The sequence below is a fragment of the Micromonospora sp. NPDC002296 genome (genome assembly GCF_040296145.1).
Taxonomy (GTDB): Bacteria; Actinomycetota; Actinomycetes; order Mycobacteriales; family Micromonosporaceae; genus Micromonospora.
Map to the genome: position 1 here is coordinate 99924 of NZ_JBEOWQ010000007.1, position 17479 is coordinate 117402.

A 17479-nucleotide genomic window follows, 5' to 3' on the forward strand; every position below is an offset into this window, starting at 1 on the left:
ACGCTCGACGTGATGGGGGACCGGGTCGGCGAGTGGAGCGGGTAGGTCGATGAGCGTAAGACGGATCATGGGCACCGAGGTCGAGTACGGCATCTCCGTGCCCGGCCAGGCAGGCGCCAACCCGATGGTCACCTCGTCCCAGGTGGTCAACGCCTACGGGGCACGCCCCGAACTCAACCGGGGCGGCCGGGCGCGCTGGGACTACGAGGAGGAGTCGCCGCTGCGCGACGCCCGAGGCTTCACCTACTCCGGTGCCGTGTACGACCCCGCCGAGGCCCTCGCCGACGAGGATCTGGGACTCGCCAACGTGATACTCACCAACGGTGCGCGGCTCTACGTCGACCACGCCCACCCGGAGTACTCCACACCGGAGGTGACCAACCCCCTGGACGTGGTGCGGTGGGACAAGGCCGGGGAGCGGGTGATGGCCGAGGCGTCCCGCCGGGCGGCCACCATCCCGGGCACCCAGCCCATCCACCTGTACAAGAACAACACCGACAACAAGGGCGCCAGCTACGGCACCCACGAGAACTACCTGATGCGCCGGCAGACGCCGTTCTCCGACATCGTGGCGTACCTGACGCCGTTCTTCGTCACCCGGCAGATCGTCTGCGGTGCGGGCCGGGTCGGCATCGGCCAGGACGGCGGCGCCAGCGGCTTCCAGATCTCCCAGCGCGCCGACTTCTTCGAGGTCGAGGTCGGGCTGGAGACCACCCTCAAACGGCCGATCATCAACACCCGGGACGAGCCGCACGCCGACGCCGACAAGTACCGCCGGCTGCACGTCATCATCGGCGACGCGAACCTGTCGGAGATCTCCACGTACCTGAAGGTCGGCACCACGGCCCTGATCCTCACCATGATCGAGGAGAAGGCGCTCGGGCCGGACCTGGGCATCGCCGACCCGGTCTCGGAGCTGCGTGCGGTCAGCCATGACCCGTCGCTGAATCACCGGATGCGGCTGCGCGACGGGCGCCGGCTGACCGCCCTGGACGTGCAGTGGGCGTACTTCGAGCGGGTGCGGTCCTTCGTGGACGACCGTTACGGCGCGGACGCCGACGCGCAGACCAACGACGTGCTGGACCGTTGGGAGAGCGTGTTGGACCGGCTCGGCCGCGACGCGTTCCTGTGCGCCGACGAGCTGGACTGGGTGGCGAAGCTGCGACTGCTGGAGGGCTACCGGGAGCGGGAGAAGCTCGGCTGGGGTGCGCACAAGCTCCAGCTGGTCGACCTGCAGTACTCCGACGTGCGGCCGGAGAAGGGGCTCTACCACCGGCTGGTGCAGCGCGGCTCGATGAAGACGCTGCTGACCGACGAGCAGACCCGTACCGCGATGACCGAGCCGCCGGAGGACACCCGGGCCTATTTCCGGGGCCGTTGCCTGGCGCAGTACGCCTCGGAGGTGGTGGCCGCGAGCTGGGACTCGGTCATCTTCGACGTGGGCCGGGAGTCGCTGGTGCGGGTGCCGATGATGGAGCCGGAGCGGGGCACCCGCGCGCACGTGGGCGCGCTGTTCGACCGGTGCGTCAGCGCCAAGGACCTGCTGGAGACGCTGACCGGCGGCTGACCCGCCGGGACAAAAGCTCGTCGCGCGTCGGAGAAGCCGGCGCGCGACGGGCTTTTCGTCATTCCCGCGAGGTAAGTTCATCGGAGACGATCGTGGAGGAGGCGGCAATGGCCACTCATGACAGCGGCGGGCAGTCGCAGTCGGGCAAGGCCCGGCAGGGCGAGGAGATCGAGGACGTCACCACCGAGGCGAACCCGGAGGTCGCCGAGCGGCACGCCGAGATCACCGAGGACGTCGACGACCTGCTCGACGAGATCGACTCCGTCCTGGAGGAGAACGCCGAGGAATTTGTCAGGGGCTATGTGCAGAAAGGGGGCGAATAGGGCGTAGAGGGTAAATTCGGATATGCCGCTTCCCTTGGATGACCGGGACGGGCGGCGGCGTTGCCGCGACTGCGGAGAGTGGAAACCGCTCGACCAGTTCTGCGCCAACAGCCGGCGTCCTGACGGCCGTGGCAGTTACTGTAAGCCCTGCTTCAACCTGCGGTCGAAGGCGAGCTACGCCAGACGAGTGAGGGAGCAGCAGGGGCGGGAGGTTCGCCCGGTGCTCTCGACGCCAGAGGGCTACCGCTGCTGCCCGGCATGCGGGGAGACGAAGGTTCTTGAGAACTTCCCGCGCAACCGCGCCGCGCGCTCCGGCTACGGCCGATACTGCAAGCCTTGCCACAACGCCAAAGGCCAAGAGACGAAGCAGCGGCTCTACGGCGGCACGAGGGAGTACCACCTGCGCAGGCGGTACGGGATCGGGCAGAAGGAGTCCGACGAGCTGCTCGACGAGCAGGGCGGGGCCTGCGCGATCTGTGGCGGCGCGGACCCGCAACATCTGGACCACGACCATCGCACCGGATGGGTGCGCGGGATACTCTGCTTCAACTGCAACGGTGGTCTTGGCCAGTTCCGTGACAGTCCCACGAGGCTGGCCAGGGCGATCACGTACCTGAGAGGAACCACGTGGCAGCGGGCTTTGATCCATCCGGGCGTCTACCAGATGTGTTCACCAACGCGGGGACGTCCTCCTTCACCACATTCCTGAGCAGGGCCGCTCCCGAGATGCTGCCCGGCCGCCGGCCGCTGCCCCCGGGCATGGCCGCCGACCTGGCGCCGCACGCGACCACCATCGTGGCCATCTCGGCCGCCGGCGGCGTGGTGATGGCCGGCGACCGCCGGGCCACCATGGGCAACCTGATCGCCCAGCGCGACATCGAGAAGGTGCACCCGGCCGACGCCTACTCGCTGGTCGGCATCGCGGGCACCGCAGGCATCGGCATCGAGCTGATGCGACTGTTCCAAGTGGAGCTCGAGCACTACGAGAAGATCGAGGGCGCGATGCTCTCGCTCGACGGCAAGGCCAACCGGCTGGCCTCCATGATCCGCGGCAACCTGGGCGCGGCCATGCAGGGCCTCGCGGTCATCCCGTTGTTCGCCGGCTTCGACCTGGCCGCGAACGACCCGGCGCGGGCCGGCCGGATCTTCAGCTTCGACGTCACCGGTGGCCCCTACGAGGAGACCGGCTACGACGCGATCGGCTCCGGCTCGATCTTCGCCCGGTCCGCCCTGAAGAAGCGCTTCCGAGCCGGCCTGTCGATCGACGACGCGGCGCGGCTCGCGGTCGAGGCGCTCTACGACGCGGCCGACGACGACACGGCGACCGGCGGGCCGGACCTGACCCGTCGGATCTACCCGGTGGTGATGACCGCGACGGCGGAGGGCACCCACCGGCTCACCGACGCCGAGACGGCCGCCGTCGCCGAGGCAGTGGTCGCCGGCCGGATGGAGAACCCGGGCGGCTGAGCCCGCCCCCGCCCCCTCCCAGTCAGCAGTCGTCAGCACAGCGCCCAGAAGGAGAACCGCCGCCGTGGCCATGCAGTTCTACGCCTCGCCCGAGCAGATCATGCGCGACCGCTCCGAGCTGGCCCGCAAGGGCATCGCCCGGGGCCGCAGCGCGGTCGTGCTGAGCTACTCCGGCGGGGTGCTCTTCGTCGCGGAGAACCTCTCCAGCACCCTGCACAAGGTCAGCGAGATCTACGACCGGATCGGCTTCGCCGCCGTCGGCCGGTACAACGAGTTCGAGAACCTGCGCCGTGCCGGGGTCCGGATGGCCGACCTCAACGGCCTGAGCTACGACCGGCGTGACGTCACCGGCCTGGCGCTGGCCAACGCGTACGCGCAGACCCTCGGCGCCATCTTCACCGAGCAGTCGAAGCCGTTCGAGGTGGAGATCTGCGTGGCCGAGGTGGGCGCGACGCCGCAGGACGACGCGCTCTACCGGCTGACCTACGACGGTTCGGTCAACGACGAGCCGGGCCGGATGGCGATGGGCGGGCAGGCCGACGCGATCTCCGGTTCGCTCAAGTCGCAGCACCGTCCGGACATGTCGCTCGGCGAGGCGGTCCGGCTGGCCCTGGCGGCGCTGAGCAGCGTCGGCGGCGAGGGCGGCGCGGCCCGCACGATCGCGGCCAATCAGCTTGAGGTGGCGGTCCTGGACCGGCACCGGGTGGGCCGGACGTTCCGGCGGATCACCGGGGCGGCCCTGACCACCCTGCTGGACGCCGGCGCCGACGCGGCGAACGACTCGGCGTCGACCGAGGAGCGCCCGGAGCACCCGGCCACGCCGACCGAGGAGGCGAAGAAGCCGACCACCTCGGCCGGCTCGGCGGACCTGGAGGGTCAGCGGGCGGACGACACGCCCGAGGCGTAGCCCGCCCGGCCCGGCCGACGGCACCGTCACGCGACCGGCCGTCCCCTGAGGGGACGGCCGGTCGCGTGTGTCCGGACACCACCCCAGCGGCCCGGCCGCCCGCCGACGCCCCGGTGGGTGGCCGGTCGGGCCGACGCCGTACACGCCGGGCGGTCGGACGCCGGAGCGGTCAGCCCTGCCCATCGGGGGCCTGAGAGGGCTAATGTCACATCATGGAGCGGCGAATCTTCGGCCTCGAGACCGAGTACGGCGTCACCTGTACCTACCGCGGGCAGCGGCGGCTGTCCCCTGACGAGGTCGCGCGATACCTGTTCCGTCGGGTGGTGTCGTGGGGCAGGTCGAGCAACGTGTTCCTGCGCAACGGCGCCCGCCTCTACCTGGACGTCGGCTCCCACCCGGAGTACGCGACCCCGGAGTGCGACTCGGTGGTGGACCTGGTGGCCCACGACCGGGCGGGGGAGCGGATCCTGGAGGGGTTGCTCATCGACGCGGAGAAGCGGCTGCACGACGAGGGCATCGCCGGCGAGATCTACCTGTTCAAGAACAACACCGACTCGGCCGGGAACTCCTACGGCTGCCACGAGAACTACCTGGTCTCCCGGCACGGCGAGTTCGGCCGGCTGGCGGACGTGCTGATCCCGTTCCTGGTCACCCGGCAGTTGATCTGCGGCGCGGGCAAGGTGCTGCAGACGCCCCGCGGCGCGGTGTACTGCCTGTCCCAGCGCGCCGAGCACATCTGGGAGGGCGTGTCGTCGGCGACCACCCGGAGCCGGCCGATCATCAACACCCGCGACGAGCCGCACGCGGACGCGGAGCGGTACCGGCGGCTGCACGTCATCGTCGGCGACTCGAACATGAACGAGGTCACCACGCTGCTGAAGGTCGGCTCCGCGGACATCGTGCTGCGGATGATCGAGGCGGGGGTGGTGATGCGGGACCTGACGCTGGAGAACCCGATCCGGGCGATCCGCGAGGTGTCGCACGACATCACCGGCCGGCGTAAGGTGCGGCTGTCCTCCGGCAAGGAGGTCAGTGCCCTGGATATCCAGCAGGAGTACCTGGCGAAGGCGACCGAGTTCGTGGAGCGACGCGGCGGGGACCAGACGGCCAAGCGGGTGGTGGAACTGTGGGGCCGGGTGCTGAGCGCGGTGGAGACCGGTGACCTGGAGCCGGTGTCCCGGGAGATCGACTGGGTGTCGAAGCTGCGGCTGATCGAGCGGTACCAGCGCAAGCACGACCTGCCGCTGTCGCATCCCCGGGTGGCGCAGATGGACCTCGCGTACCACGACGTGCGACGCGGGCGAGGCCTGTACGGGCTGCTGGAGCGGCGCGGGGAGGTGGACCGGGTGGCCACGGACCCGGAGATCTTCGAGGCCAAGGAGACGCCTCCGCAGACCACCCGCGCCCGGCTGCGGGGCGAGTTCATCCGGCACGCGCAGGAGAAGCGGCGGGACTTCACCGTCGACTGGGTGCACCTGAAGCTCAACGACCAGGCGCAACGCACCGTGCTGTGCAAGGACCCGTTCCGGGCGTACGACGAGCGGGTGGAACGCCTGATCGCCAGCATGTGACCGGCCGGGCCCCCGTCCGCGGCGCTGGCCGCGGCGGGCGGGGGCCCGCCGGGTAGGCTGGCCCGGCCATGACGATGTCTGAACCTCCCGAGCGCGAGCGCGGCGCCGAGAAGCTGAACTGGGTCGAGCGCCGGCGCGAGAAGATCCGGGCCGAGGTCGAGCGCAACCGGCGCGGCGATCACAAGGTGCCGACCTGGGTGCTGGCGGTCGCGCTGGCGGTGATCGTCGGCGGCTGGCTGGCGCTGATCTTCCTGGTCTGAAGATCTTCCTGGCCTGACGGCCGTCCGCCCTGCCACGGCCCGCCGCCCTGCCCTCCCGCCGCCCTGCCAGCCCTGCCGCCCTGACCGACTCAGCGGGCGAGCGCGGCGGCGTGCCGTCCGGCGGCGGCGGCGGCCAGGAAGTAGGCGTGGTCGGCGTCCAGGCCACGGCCCATCGTGGACAGTGGCACGGCGCTGGCGCGCAGCGCGGCGTCGAGCCCGTCGGTGGGCACCCGGACGATCCGGTGCCGCCCGGCGAGCGGGGCCAGCGCGGCGTCCACGTCCCGCGCCAGGTTCGGGGCCAGGCCGTCGGGCACCACCAGGTCCGCCGGGGCGAGCGCCACCCTGCCGTACGCGGTGAGGCTGTGGTGGGACACCCCGCGGTGCCGGGGGCGGGGATCGGCGTCGGAGATCCGCAGCGAGCCGACCGGCCGCCCGCCGAGGGCGACGATCGCGTTGACCGCCTCGCCGACGGCCACCCCCGAGTACCCCCATCGGGTGCCGGTGCCGAGGTTGCCGGGGCCCTGGGCGAGGATGACCACGTCGGCGGCGAGGACGTGCCGGGCGGCGAGCAGGCCGCTGTGCACGGTGGTGGCCTCCAGGTCGCCGCCGAACGCCTGCCCGACGCTGACCGTGCCGACGAGTTGGTCGCGCAGCCCGTCGAGGGTGCGGGAGAACCACGCCGGCAGCGCCCCGCCGTCGGTGAGCACGTATGCCACCCGGGCGGCGGGGGCGTCGGCGCGGACCCCGGCGAGGATCGCCGGCAGGGCGGAGTGCAGGTCGGCGGTGACCACCGGCAGCCCGGCGACGTCCTCGGCGGTCTCCAGCGCCGCCCGGTGCGGGCTGGCCTCCTCGTCGACGCCGAGCAGGATCGGTTGCAGCGGGGTGTAGCGGGCCTTGACCAGGTGCCCGGCGTCGCGGGTGTCGCCCGCCTCGGCCGGATCCGCCGGCAGCCGGTCGGGCAGCGCCACGACCAGTGCGTAGCCGCCGGTGCCGAGGCCCATCAGCAGCGCGCCCGCGTTGAGCAGCACCCGGTCGCCGGGTACGGGCCGGCCGACCAGCTCCGGGTAGGCCAGGGCCCGCATGGTGCCGCCGTCGGTCAGCTCGACGTCCAGTTCCACCGCGCCGGTCCACTCCCGCCGCAGCGCCGTCACGGTTCCCGCCCGCCATCGCACCATGCCCGGCACGCTAGCGACCCCCGGGTGCGTGCCGCCACGGCGGGGTCAGGGGGAGGGGTCCTCCTGGGTGTGCCGGGCGCGGCGGGTTCGGGCCCCGGGGCGGGAGGGGGTGGGGTCGAGGAAGACGTAGCCGATCTCGGGGTAGCGCTCGGTGAGGCGCCGCTCGGCCTCCTCGGCGGCGGCCTCGATGACGGCGCCGGTGGCCTCGTCCCGGAAGTCGACCTTCGCGGCGACCAGGATGTCGTCCGGGCCGAGCTGCATGGTGAGCAGGGTGTCGATGCGCTCGACGGCGGGCAGCCCGTTGAGCTCCTGCTCGATCTCCAGGCGCAGCCGTTCGGGGATGGCCCGGCCGACCAGCAGGGAGATGTTGGCCTTGGCGAGGGTGCCGGCCACGATCAGCAGGAGCACGCCGATGGCGATGGAGGCGAGGCCGTCGTAGAGCTCTTCGCCGGTCCAGTGCGACAGGGTCAGGCCGGCCGCGGCCAGCAGCAGGCCGACGAGGGCGGCGCTGTCCTCCAGGAAGACGGCCTTGACGGTGGTGTCGGCGGTGAGCCGCAGGAACCGCCGGGGGGTGGTGCGCCAGCGCCGGGACTCGCGGCGGATCTGTCGTACCGCCCGGGCCAGGGAGACCGACTCGATGGCGAACGAGACCGCCAGCACGACGTACGAGACGAGGTAGTTGCCGCTGTGCTCGTGCACCAGGATGGTGGTGACGCCGTGGGTGATGGCGAAGCCCGCGCCGGCGACGAAGGTGAACAGCGCGGCGAGGAAGGCCCAGACGTAGCTCTCCTTGCCGTACCCGAAGGGGTGCCGGACGTCGGCGGGGCGCGCTCCCCGGCGCAGCGCCAGGTAGAGCAGCGCCTCGGTGGTGGTGTCGGCGACCGAGTGGGCGGCCTCGGAGAGCATGGCCGCGGAGCCGGAGATCAGGCCGGCCGCCAGCTTCGCCACGGCGATGGCGAGGTTCGCCGCGCCCGCCACCACCACGGTGCCGACGCTCTCGGCCCTGACGTCCGCTTCCGACATGGGGTCACCATATGACCGCGTCGAGGTCCTCGCCCGGATACGGAGGGTCACCGTCGGAGGCGTAGGCGCGACGCGCCCGCGCGGGTGCACGGGCGTGCCGCGCGGGCTGCTAGCGTTCACCCTGTGTCGCGGACCCGCACCGAACGCCTGGTCAACTTGGTGATCTGCCTGTTGTCGACGCGACGGTTCCTGACCGCCGCGCAGATCGCCGCGACCGTGCCCGGCTACGAGCACGATCCGGACGACGCGAAGGACCACGAAGCGTTCCAGCGCAAGTTCGAGCGGGACAAGGCCGAGCTGCGGGAGCTCGGGGTGCCGCTGGAGACCGGCACGGCGAGCGTCTTCGACGCCGAGCCCGGCTACCGGATCGCCCACCGGGAATACGCGCTGCCGGACATCCCGCTGGAGCCCGACGAGGCCGCCGCGGTGGGCATCGCCGCGCGGCTGTGGCAGCACGCCGGGCTGGCCGCCGCGGCGTCGTCCGGGCTGGCGAAGCTGCGTGCCGCCGGGGTGGACGTGGACCCGCAGGCCACTCTGGGCCTGGAGCCGATGGTCACGGTCGACCCGGCGTTCGCGCCGCTGACCGCCGCCGCCCGGGACCGCCGTGAGGTGAGCTTCGACTACCGGGTGCCCGACCGGGACGCCCCGACCCGCCGCCGGTTGCAGCCGTGGGGGGTGGTCTGCTGGCGCGGCCGGTGGTATGTGGTGGGCCACGACCTGGACCGGGCGGCGACCCGCTGCTTCCGGCTCTCCCGGGTCGTCGGCACGGTCCGGGTGGCCGGCGCGCCGGGCGGCTACCAGCCGCCGGCGGGGGTGGACCTGATCAGCCACGTGGCCCGCTGGTCGGGGCCGGTGGAGCGCACCGGGCGGGCGACCGTGCTGGTCGCGTCGGGGCGCGCGGCGGGGCTGCGCCGCTGGGCGGTGGAGGCCGCGTCCGGGCCGGACGGCGACCGGCTGGTCCTGCCGTACGCCGACCCGGAGTCCCTGGCCCGGCAGCTCGTGGGGTACGGCCCGGACGTGCGGGTGGTGGATCCGCCGGAGGTGCGCGAGGCGGTCATCCAGCGGCTCAAGGAGATCGCCGCCCGGCACGAGGAGCTGACCGTGACCGGAGGTGCCCGATGACCCGTCCCGCCGCCCGCTCGGCGGCTGCGCGCCCCGGCGGCAACCGGGCCTCGGCCGACCGGCTGGCCCGGCTGCTGAACCTGGTGCCCTACCTGCTGGCCCGCCCGGGGATCGAGATCGCCGAGGCGGCCGGGGACCTGGGGGTCACCGAGCGGCAGCTGCGGGAGGACCTGGAGCTGCTGTGGGTGTGCGGCCTGCCCGGGTACGGCCCGGGTGACCTGATCGACATGGCCTTCGACGGCGACCGGGTGACCATCACCTACGACGCCGGGATCGACCGGCCGCTGCGGCTGACCCCGGACGAGGCCCTCGCCCTGGTGGTGGCGCTGCGGATGCTGGCGGAGACCCCGGGGGTGACCAACCGGGAGGCCGTGGAGCGGGCCCTCGCCAAGATCGAGGACGCGGCCGGTGACCTGGTCGCCGCCCCGGTCGAGGTGCGTCTCCCCGTCGACAGCCGGCGGGTCGAGGAACTGCGCGCCGCCGTGGCGCGGGGCCGGGCGCTGCGGATCACCTACTACACCGCCGCCCGGGACGAGACCACCGAGCGGGTGATCGACCCACTGCGCATGCTGATGGTGGGCGGCCGGGCGTACGCGGAGGCGTGGTGCCGCCGCGCGGAGGCGGTGCGGCTGTTCCGGGTCGACCGGATCGACGCGGTGACCGAGCTGGACGAGCCCGCGGCGGCACCGCCGCAGGCCCGCCCGTACGACCTCTCCGAGGGAGTGTTCCGACCCTCGCCGGACCTGCCGCTGATCACCCTGCGGATCGGCCGGGGCGAGCGGTGGATCACCGAGTACTACCCGTGCGAGCGGGTCGAGGCCGGCGACGGCGACCAGTGGCTGGTGTCGCTGCGAGTGACCGACCTCGGCTGGGCCCGGCGGTTCGTGCTGGGGCTGGGCCCGGACGTCACCGTGGCGGCCCCGGGGGAGCTGGCCGAGCAGGTCCGTGCCCAGGCGGTCGCCGCCCTGGAGGCGTACGCCACTCCCGACGCCGTGCCGTCGGCCACCCCGGCGGGGTCGGTGGGCTCCCGGTAGGCTGGCCGCCGTGGTGACGTGGATCGTGGTGGCGGTGGTGCTGTTCGCGCTCGTGGTGCTGGCGTTGGCCGTGCGGCCGGTGGTGGCGCGGCTGCCCCGGCTGCGGCGGGCCGCGGTGGCGTTGCAGAGGCGCCAGGCCGAGGCGGAGGCTTTGCAGGTCAGCGCGGAGGCGCTCCAGGAGCGCGCGGAGGCCCTCCAGGGTCAGGTCACCGTCACCCAGCAGCGGGTCGCGGTGATCAAGGCCAAGCGCGGCCACTGATCGGCGGCTGTCGGTCCGGTGCGCGATTGCCGCGCGTTTGGGGCGGCAGCGCGCAGAAACGGTCGGCCGCCGGTGGTTGACGGGACGAGCGGGGTTGGTCAAGACTTCACCGACCGGCCGTGACCACCAGCGGCCCGGCGGGTGGCAACGGGCCCTCACGCACGTACGATGGGCTCCGGTACACCCCTCAGAGACGACACAGAGCGACTGGAGCTTCCCATGGGTGCCCTCAAGCCGTGGCACATCGCCGTACTCGTGGTCGTGCTGATCCTGCTGTTCGGCGCGAAGCGGCTCCCGGACGCGGCCCGTTCGCTGGGCCGCTCGCTGCGGATCATCAAGGCCGAGACGAAGAGCCTGCACGACGACGACCGTGACCTGGCGGAGAAGGCCGACGCCCAGGCCGCCTACCAGCCGCTGCCGCCGCAGGCCGCCGGGCAGCAGCCCCAGCAGCCGTACGCGCAGCAGCCCCACGTCCAGCCGCAGCAGCAGCCCTACGCCCCGCCGCAGGCACCGCAGCAGCCGGTCATCGACCCGGTGCAGCGCGTCCGCGACAACTGACCGAAGGGCCCACCACCGTGGCCTTCGCCCTGCGTAAACGTGGTCCGAGCACCTTCGAACGGGCCTCCGACGGCTCGATGACCCTCATCGAGCACGTCCGTGAGCTGCGCAACCGGCTGTTCCGGGCGTCCCTGGCCCTGCTCGTCGGCTTCGGCTTCGGCATCTGGCTGGCGGAGCCGGTGCGGAAGCTGCTGTCGAAGCCGTACTGCGACCTTCCTGCGTCGATCGACCCGGTCACGGGCAAGTGCAACTTCGTGCAGCTCGGCGTCGCCGACGTCTTCCTGCTCAACCTGAAGATCGGCCTGTGGGTCGGGTTGATCATCGCCGCCCCGGTCTGGCTCTACCAGCTGTGGGCGTTCATCGCCCCGGGCCTGCACCGGCACGAGCGCCGGTACGCGTACATCTTCACGTCGCTCGCGGCGCCGCTGTTCGCCGCAGGCGCGGTGCTGGCCTTCTTCGTCACCACGAAGGGGCTGGAGTTCCTGCTCAACATCTCCGGCGACGACATCGCGACGACCCTTGAGGTGACCCGGTACATCTCGTTCGTCACCAACCTGATCCTGCTCTTCGGGGTGGCGTTCGAGTTCCCGCTCATCGTGCTGATGCTCAACTTCGTCGGGCTGGCCAGCGCGAAGCGGCTGCTCAGCTGGTGGCGGATCGCGGTCTTCGTGTTCTTCGCCTTCTCCGCCGTGGTCACCCCGACGCCGGACCCGTTCGGCATGACGGCCCTGGCCCTCTGCCTGACCGCGCTGTACTTCGGCGCGGTCGGCGTGGCGTTCCTCAACGACCGGCGGCGTGGGCGGGGCAAGGAGGCCTACGCCGGGATCGACGACGACGAGGTGTCGCCGTTGGAGCTCGACGACGACCCGGTCGCCCCCGGCCAGCGGGTCGAGGCCGCCGACCCGATCGGCACGCCGGAACCGGTCGCCGCCCCGACGCCGATCGACCGCCGCTACGACGAGATGACCTGACCGGCGTACACCCGCCCGGACCCACGACGACGGGTCGCTCCCCCCGGGAGCGGCCCGTCGTCGCGTCGATGGGAGTCGGTTAGGGTGCGAAGCCATGAGGCCGATGACGATCCTGCCGCCGCCCGTCCGCTAGCGGGCGGCACCATCTGACGCACTCCACACCGGACGGCCCACCCGCCCGGTCGATGGACGCCGCCCGCGTACCCGCGGACCGTCTCTTTCCGGCTTCCATCACGGAGTTGTCCCCATGACCACACGTACCGTCGCGCCGTACCGGCGCGACCTCGTCCTCATCTCGTCCGCCGCCGTCGCCTGGGGCGCGGGCGGCGCCGCGGCGGCGGTGCTGTTCCGGACCAGCGGGCTGGGCCCGCTGGCCGTGTCCTTCTGGCGGGTCACCGTCGCCGCGCTCGTGCTCGCCCTGGCCTGCGCCTGCCGCCCGGGCCCAGCCCGGTCCACCACGCCCCGCCGGACGGCGGTGGTGCTCGGGGTCGGCATGGCCGGCTACCAGGGCGCGTACTTCGCCGCCGTGGACCACGCCGGGCTGGCGCTCGGCACCCTGGTCACGCTCGGGACCGGGCCGGTGTTCGTCGCCGTCGGCGCCCGGGTGCTGCTCGGTGAGCGGCCCGGCCGGCGCGGCGTGCTCGTGATCGTCATCGCCCTCGCCGGGCTGGCCCTGCTCGTCGGTGGGCCGGTGAACACCGGGCCGGGGCAGGCGTGGGGCGTCGGCGCGGCGCTGCTGTCCGCGCTCGGCTACAGCGGGGTCACCCTGTACACCAGGGCCGTCGGCGGTGGGCAGGCCGACGCCGTCTCGTTCGCCGCCGGCCTGCTGGTCCTGTTGCCGTTCGCCCTGGCCGAGGGCGTCTGGCCGCGTACCGGCGCGGCGCTGCCGGTGCTCGGCTGGCTGGTGTTCCTCGGCGTGGTGCCCACCCTGCTGGCGTACCGGTGGTACTTCGCCGGCCTGGCCACCGTCCCGGCCGGGACCGCAGCGGTGGTCGTGCTGCTGGAGCCGCTGGCCGCCGCCGTGCTGGCGGTCGCGCTGCTCGGTGAGCGGCTCACGGTGAACCTGGTCGTCGGCTCGGCCGTGCTGCTCACCGCCGTGGCGCTGCTGCCGCGCGAGGGCGGCCTGCCGGTGGCGGCCGACCGCTGACCGTCGTGGGCGTCCGCGCCGGGCCGCGGCGCGGACGCCCACCCGGCGCGTCCTGTCCGGAACCGGTCGGCGGGGGAGGTGACCGGGGCCACCAGGCGCTGCTAGGCCCGCGTTTCGGGACTCGCGATATGGTGACTGCGCCCCTGATCGGCACCGATCGTCCCTTCGGCAGGAGAAGCCCTGATGGCAGAGACGCCCCTAACCGTTACCGTCACCGGCGCAGCCGGACAGATCGGCTACGCGCTGCTGTTCCGGATCGCGTCCGGGCAACTGCTCGGTGGCGGGAGGCGGGTGAAGCTCCGGCTGCTGGAGATCCCGGCCGCGGTGCGCGCGGCCGAGGGCACCGCACTGGAGCTGGACGACTGCGCGTTCCCGCTGCTGGCCGGCGTGGACGTCTTCGACGACCCGAAGCAGGCGTTCGAGGGCGCCAACGTGGCGCTGCTGGTCGGCGCGCGGCCCCGTACCAAGGGGATGGAGCGCGGGGACCTGCTGGCGGCCAACGGCGGCATCTTCAAGCCCCAGGGTGAGGCGATCAACGCCGGCGCCGCACCGGACATCAAGGTGCTCGTGGTGGGCAACCCGGCCAACACCAACGCCCTCATCGCCCAGGCGCACGCCCCCGACGTGCCCGCGGACCGCTTCACCGCGATGACCCGGCTGGACCACAACCGGGCGATCGCGCAGCTCGCCCGCAAGCTCCAGGTCACCGTCGCGCAGGTGAAGAAGCTGACGATCTGGGGCAACCACTCGGCCACCCAGTACCCGGACGTCTTCCACGCCGAGGTCGACGGCCGCCCGGTGGCCGAGCTGATCGACGACCGGTCCTGGCTGGCCGACGAGTTCATCCCCCGCGTCGCCAAGCGCGGTGCCGAGATCATCGAGGTACGGGGGGCGTCGTCGGCCGCGTCGGCCGCGTCCGCCGCGATCGACCACGTGCACGACTGGATCAACGGCACGCCGGAGGGCGACTGGACCTCGGCCGCGATCGTCTCCGACGGCTCCTACGGAGTGCCGGCGGGCCTGATCTCGTCGTTCCCGGTGGTCGCCCGCGACGGCCGGTTCGAGATCGTGCAGGGCCTGGACGTCGACGAGTTCTCCCGGCAGCGCATCGACGCTTCCGTGGCCGAGCTCCAGGAGGAGCGCGCGGCCGTGCAGGGGCTCGGCCTGCTCTGACCCTGACGGCGTACCGATCGTGACGGTGGCCCGCGGAGCGATGTGCTCCGCGGGCCACCTTTGTCCCGGCCGGTTCGGCGGTCAGGCCAGCACGCTGCGGTGGGCGCGGATCAGGTCGGCGTACCGGCGACCGCTGGCCTTGACGGTGCGTCGCTGGCTGGCGTAGTCGACGTGGACCAGGCCGAACCGCTTGTCGTAGCCGTACGCCCACTCGAAGTTGTCCAGCAGCGACCAGGCGAAGTAGCCGGCCACGTCCACGCCCCGCCGGGCCGCCGCGGCGCACGCCGCGAGGTGCTCCTCCAGGTAGCGGGTGCGCTCCGGGTCGTCGACCGTGCCGTCCGGATTGACCCGGTCCGGCCAGGCGGAGCCGCTCTCCGTGACGTGCACCGGCCCGGCGCCGTACTCCTCGGCGAGGCGTACCAGCAGCTGCTCCAGGCCCGCCGCGTGGGTCTCCCAGCCCATCGCCGTCTCGACCGCCCCGGGCACCGGCACCTGGCGGGCGTACGGCGGGGGACCGTCCGGGTCTGCGACGACCCGCTGCCGGAAGTAGTAGTTGAGCCCGAAGAACTCCAGCGGGGTGGCGATCGTCTCCAGGTCGCCGGGGCGGACCGGCGGCGCGGTGCGGTACACCTCCAGCATGTCGGCGGGGTACCCGCGGCCGAAGATCGGGTCCAGCCACCACCGGTTGACGTGCCCGTCGGCGCGGGCGGCGGCGGCGACGTCCTCGGGGCGGTCGCTGGCCGGTTCGATCGGGCTGAGGTTGCACACCACGCCGACCGAGGCGGGCTCGACGGCGTTCGCGCGGATCGCCGCGGTGGCCAGGCCGTGTCCGAGCAGCAGATGGTGGGCGGCGGGGACGGCCAGCGCCAGGTCGGCGTCGCCGGGGGCCATCCGGCCCTCCAGATGGCCGATCCAGGCCGAGCAGAGCGGCTCGTTGATCGTCGTCCAGTCGCGGACCCGGTCGCCGAGCGCGCCGGCCACCACGGCCGCGTAGTCGGCCAGGGCGTACGCGGTGTCCCGGGCCGGCCAGCCGCCCCGGTCCTGCAGGGCCTGCGGCAGGTCCCAGTGGTAGAGCGTGACGAACGGCCGGATGCCGGCCTCCAGCAGGGCGTCGACCAGCCGGTCGTAGAAGGCCAGCCCGGCCTGGTTGACCCGGCCGGTGCCCTCGGGCAGGACCCGGGGCCAGGCCACCGAGAACCGGTACGCGTCGACGCCGAGCCCGCGCATGAGGGCGACGTCCTCGGGCCAGCGTCGGTAGTGGTCGCAGGCGACGTCGCCGGTGTCGCCGTTGTCGATCGCGCCGGGCACTCGGCAGAAGGTGTCCCAGATGGAGGGTGCGCGGCCGTCGGCGTCGACGGCGCCCTCGATCTGGTACGCGGAGGTCGCCACGCCCCAGCGGAAGTGGGCGGGCAGGGCGGTCAGGTCGGCCACGGGCGTGCTCCTTGGGTTCCGGTTGGGGTGGCGCGGGACGGCAGGAGGTGGGTGGGTCGGGGTGGTCGCGGCGGCGCGCGTCGGGCGGGTGCCGGCCGGGCGGAGCCGGCGCGCCGGCCGGTCCGCAGCATACTTCAAACCTTAGTTCATGGCATTAATCGTGGTGCTGAGGCATTCTGGTGGGGGTGCCGGTCGTTGGCGCCCCAGGGGGAGGACCGGACCGATGGACGCCAGACGCACCACCGTGCGCGACATGCGTCGCGCCAACCGCGCGGTGCTGCTCACCCGGATCTGGTTGGACGGCCCGCTGAGTCGGCACGAGCTGGGGCAGGCCACCGCGCTGAGCCTGGCCAGCGTGAGCAACCTGGTCGGCGAGGTGATCGACGAAGGGCTGGTCGAGGAGGCCGGCTCGGTCGAGTCCGACGGCGGCCGACCCCGGGTGCTGCTACGGGTGACCCCCAGCTACGGCTACCTGGTCGGCGCCGACGTGGGGGAGACCCGGATCCAGGTCGAGCTGTTCGACCTGACGATGACCGCCCTGGCCAAGGCGGAGTACCCGATCGCCGCCGCCGAGCCCGACCCCGGCGCGGTGGTGGCCCACCTGCTGCACGGGCTGACCGCCGTGACCGAGCAGGCCGGCGTCGACCCCGCCGCGGTGCTCGGGCTCGGGGTGGCGGTCTCCGGGACGGTGGAGCGCACCGCCGACGCCGTCGTGCACGCCCAGTCGCTCGGCTGGGAGGGAGTGCCGCTGGGCGCCATGCTCCGCGCCGGCACCGACATCCCCGTGCACGTCGACAACGGGGCGAAGACGCTCGGCCAGGCCGAGATGTGGTTCGGCGCCGGCCGGGGCACCCGGCACGCCGTCGTCGCGCTGGTCGGCTCCGGGGTGGGCGCCGCCGTGATCACCGACGGGGTGAGCTACCGGGGTGCGCACAGCAGCGCCGGCGAGTGGGGGCACACCACCATCGCGTACGGCGGTCGCCGGTGCCGCTGCGGCAACCTGGGCTGCCTGGAGGCGTACGTCGGGGCGGAGGGCATCCTCGACCGCTACCGGCAGGCCAACCGGGGCCGGCCGGCGGCCGGCGGCGACGAGGAGAGCGCGCTGGGCGAGTTGCTGCGCTCCTCGACGAAGACCGCCGAGGCGGTGCTCGACGAGACCGTGGGCTACCTCGGCGCCGGGGTGGCGACCCTGATCAACCTGTTCAACCCCGAGCGGGTGGTGCTCGGCGGGTGGGCCGGGCTGGCCCTCGGCGAGCGGTTCCTGCCCCAGATCCGGGAGGCCACCGCACGGCACGCGCTGCGCCAGCCGTACGCCCAGGCCTCGATCGAGCTGTGCCAGCTCGGGCCCGACGCGGTCGCGATGGGCGCGGCCACCCTGCCGATGGCCCGGCTGCTGCGCGACGGCGGCGTGCCCCGCTCGGCCGCCGCCCGCCCCGCGGCGTCCACGCGCCCGGCCCGCCGCCCACGCGCCCGCTGACCCCGCGCGACCGC

The 17479-nt window shown here is 73.2% G+C and carries 18 protein-coding genes; 15 read left to right on the top strand and 3 right to left on the bottom strand.

Going from position 1 to position 17479, the window contains the following annotated elements; translation table 11 throughout:
* The first annotated feature begins 49 nt into the window (after positions 1–49).
* The 7 genes from dop (at position 50) to ABT023_RS08580 (ending at position 6095) form a co-directional block, all read left to right on the top strand.
* A complete protein-coding gene (gene dop, locus ABT023_RS08550) occupies positions 50–1567 on the top strand; it encodes a depupylase/deamidase Dop (protein ID WP_350883137.1) in 1518 nt (505 codons plus the stop codon).
* 107 nt (positions 1568–1674) lie between these two features.
* Positions 1675–1890, top strand: a complete 216-nt coding sequence (locus ABT023_RS08555) for a ubiquitin-like protein Pup (RefSeq protein ID WP_117667512.1) — start codon at positions 1675–1677, stop codon at positions 1888–1890.
* Positions 1891–2077: 187 nt separating this feature from the next.
* Positions 2078–2599, top strand: coding sequence for an endonuclease VII domain-containing protein (locus ABT023_RS08560; protein ID WP_350883139.1), 522 nt, complete (start codon positions 2078–2080; stop codon positions 2597–2599).
* Positions 2518–3357: a proteasome subunit beta gene (prcB, locus tag ABT023_RS08565; RefSeq protein WP_350883141.1), complete on the top strand. Its 840-nt coding sequence runs from the start codon at positions 2518–2520 to the stop codon at positions 3355–3357. Before ABT023_RS08560 ends, prcB begins: the two co-directional genes overlap by 82 nt.
* A 64-nt stretch (positions 3358–3421) precedes the next feature.
* Entirely contained in the window at positions 3422–4264 is an 843-nt protein-coding gene (gene prcA, locus ABT023_RS08570; protein WP_350883142.1) for a proteasome subunit alpha, read from the top strand.
* A 212-nt stretch (positions 4265–4476) separates the two neighbouring features.
* Positions 4477–5835 (top strand): Pup--protein ligase, encoded by a 1359-nt coding sequence (gene pafA / locus ABT023_RS08575; protein WP_350883144.1) that lies wholly within the window; start codon positions 4477–4479, stop codon positions 5833–5835.
* Positions 5836–5903: 68 nt separating this feature from the next.
* Positions 5904–6095, top strand: coding sequence for a hypothetical protein (locus ABT023_RS08580; protein WP_350883146.1), 192 nt, complete (start codon positions 5904–5906; stop codon positions 6093–6095).
* A gap of 89 nt (positions 6096–6184) precedes the next feature.
* Here ABT023_RS08580 and ABT023_RS08585 read toward each other — a convergent pair whose 3' ends face one another.
* Together ABT023_RS08585 and ABT023_RS08590 are read right to left on the bottom strand one after the other, a co-directional pair.
* A complete protein-coding gene (locus ABT023_RS08585; protein WP_350883148.1) occupies positions 6185–7270 on the bottom strand; it encodes a DUF3866 family protein in 1086 nt (361 codons plus the stop codon).
* Between the two features lie 45 nt (positions 7271–7315).
* A complete protein-coding gene (locus ABT023_RS08590; RefSeq protein ID WP_350883151.1) occupies positions 7316–8293 on the bottom strand; it encodes a cation diffusion facilitator family transporter in 978 nt (325 codons plus the stop codon).
* A gap of 123 nt (positions 8294–8416) precedes the next feature.
* On the opposite strand from ABT023_RS08590, the gene ABT023_RS08595 reads away from it, so the two are divergent.
* From ABT023_RS08595 to ABT023_RS08625, 7 genes are all read left to right on the top strand, one after another.
* A complete protein-coding gene (locus ABT023_RS08595; protein ID WP_350883154.1) occupies positions 8417–9415 on the top strand; it encodes a helix-turn-helix transcriptional regulator in 999 nt (332 codons plus the stop codon).
* Positions 9412–10449 carry a helix-turn-helix transcriptional regulator gene (locus ABT023_RS08600; protein WP_350883156.1) on the top strand — a complete coding sequence of 346 codons (1038 nt, stop codon included), beginning with the start codon at positions 9412–9414 and terminating at the stop codon, positions 10447–10449. The genes ABT023_RS08595 and ABT023_RS08600 overlap by 4 nt, the downstream gene beginning before the upstream one ends.
* A gap of 10 nt (positions 10450–10459) precedes the next feature.
* Entirely contained in the window at positions 10460–10708 is a 249-nt protein-coding gene (locus ABT023_RS08605) for a hypothetical protein (RefSeq protein ID WP_350883158.1), read from the top strand.
* 219 nt (positions 10709–10927) lie between these two features.
* Positions 10928–11266 carry a Sec-independent protein translocase subunit TatA gene (gene tatA / locus ABT023_RS08610; RefSeq protein WP_350883160.1) on the top strand — a complete coding sequence of 113 codons (339 nt, stop codon included), beginning with the start codon at positions 10928–10930 and terminating at the stop codon, positions 11264–11266.
* A 17-nt stretch (positions 11267–11283) separates the two neighbouring features.
* Positions 11284–12237 (top strand): twin-arginine translocase subunit TatC, encoded by a 954-nt coding sequence (gene tatC, locus ABT023_RS08615; RefSeq protein ID WP_350883162.1) that lies wholly within the window; start codon positions 11284–11286, stop codon positions 12235–12237.
* 247 nt (positions 12238–12484) lie between these two features.
* Positions 12485–13384: a DMT family transporter gene (locus ABT023_RS08620; protein ID WP_350883165.1), complete on the top strand. Its 900-nt coding sequence runs from the start codon at positions 12485–12487 to the stop codon at positions 13382–13384.
* Between the two features lie 183 nt (positions 13385–13567).
* Complete coding sequence (locus ABT023_RS08625) at positions 13568–14557, top strand: malate dehydrogenase (protein ID WP_350883167.1); 990 nt, start codon at positions 13568–13570, stop codon at positions 14555–14557.
* 81 nt (positions 14558–14638) lie between these two features.
* On the opposite strand, the gene ABT023_RS08630 is transcribed toward ABT023_RS08625, so the two are convergent.
* The gene (locus ABT023_RS08630) at positions 14639–15988 is read right to left on the bottom strand and encodes a GH1 family beta-glucosidase (protein ID WP_350883169.1); all 1350 of its coding nucleotides are present in this window, start codon (positions 15986–15988) and stop codon (positions 14639–14641) included.
* A 223-nt stretch (positions 15989–16211) separates the two neighbouring features.
* On the opposite strand from ABT023_RS08630, the gene ABT023_RS08635 reads away from it, so the two are divergent.
* Positions 16212–17465, top strand: coding sequence for an ROK family transcriptional regulator (locus ABT023_RS08635; protein ID WP_350883171.1), 1254 nt, complete (start codon positions 16212–16214; stop codon positions 17463–17465).
* Positions 17466–17479: the final 14 nt, after the last annotated feature.

What these genes read in the sequence shown, in the direction of transcription:
- tatA (WP_350883160.1), top strand. Translation starts at nt 10,928, where the DNA reads ATGGGTGCCCTCAAGCCGTGGCACATCGCCGTACTCGTGGTCGTGCTG.
- pafA (WP_350883144.1), top strand. Translation starts at nt 4,477, where the DNA reads ATGGAGCGGCGAATCTTCGGCCTCGAGACCGAGTACGGCGTCACCTGT.
- ABT023_RS08585 (WP_350883148.1), bottom strand. Translation starts at nt 7,270, where the DNA reads ATGGTGCGATGGCGGGCGGGAACCGTGACGGCGCTGCGGCGGGAGTGG.
- ABT023_RS08590 (WP_350883151.1), bottom strand. Translation starts at nt 8,293, where the DNA reads ATGTCGGAAGCGGACGTCAGGGCCGAGAGCGTCGGCACCGTGGTGGTG.
- dop (WP_350883137.1), top strand. Translation starts at nt 50, where the DNA reads ATGAGCGTAAGACGGATCATGGGCACCGAGGTCGAGTACGGCATCTCC.
- ABT023_RS08600 (WP_350883156.1), top strand. Translation starts at nt 9,412, where the DNA reads ATGACCCGTCCCGCCGCCCGCTCGGCGGCTGCGCGCCCCGGCGGCAAC.
- ABT023_RS08620 (WP_350883165.1), top strand. Translation starts at nt 12,485, where the DNA reads ATGACCACACGTACCGTCGCGCCGTACCGGCGCGACCTCGTCCTCATC.
- ABT023_RS08635 (WP_350883171.1), top strand. Translation starts at nt 16,212, where the DNA reads ATGGACGCCAGACGCACCACCGTGCGCGACATGCGTCGCGCCAACCGC.
- ABT023_RS08625 (WP_350883167.1), top strand. Translation starts at nt 13,568, where the DNA reads ATGGCAGAGACGCCCCTAACCGTTACCGTCACCGGCGCAGCCGGACAG.
- ABT023_RS08555 (WP_117667512.1), top strand. Translation starts at nt 1,675, where the DNA reads ATGGCCACTCATGACAGCGGCGGGCAGTCGCAGTCGGGCAAGGCCCGG.
- ABT023_RS08580 (WP_350883146.1), top strand. Translation starts at nt 5,904, where the DNA reads ATGACGATGTCTGAACCTCCCGAGCGCGAGCGCGGCGCCGAGAAGCTG.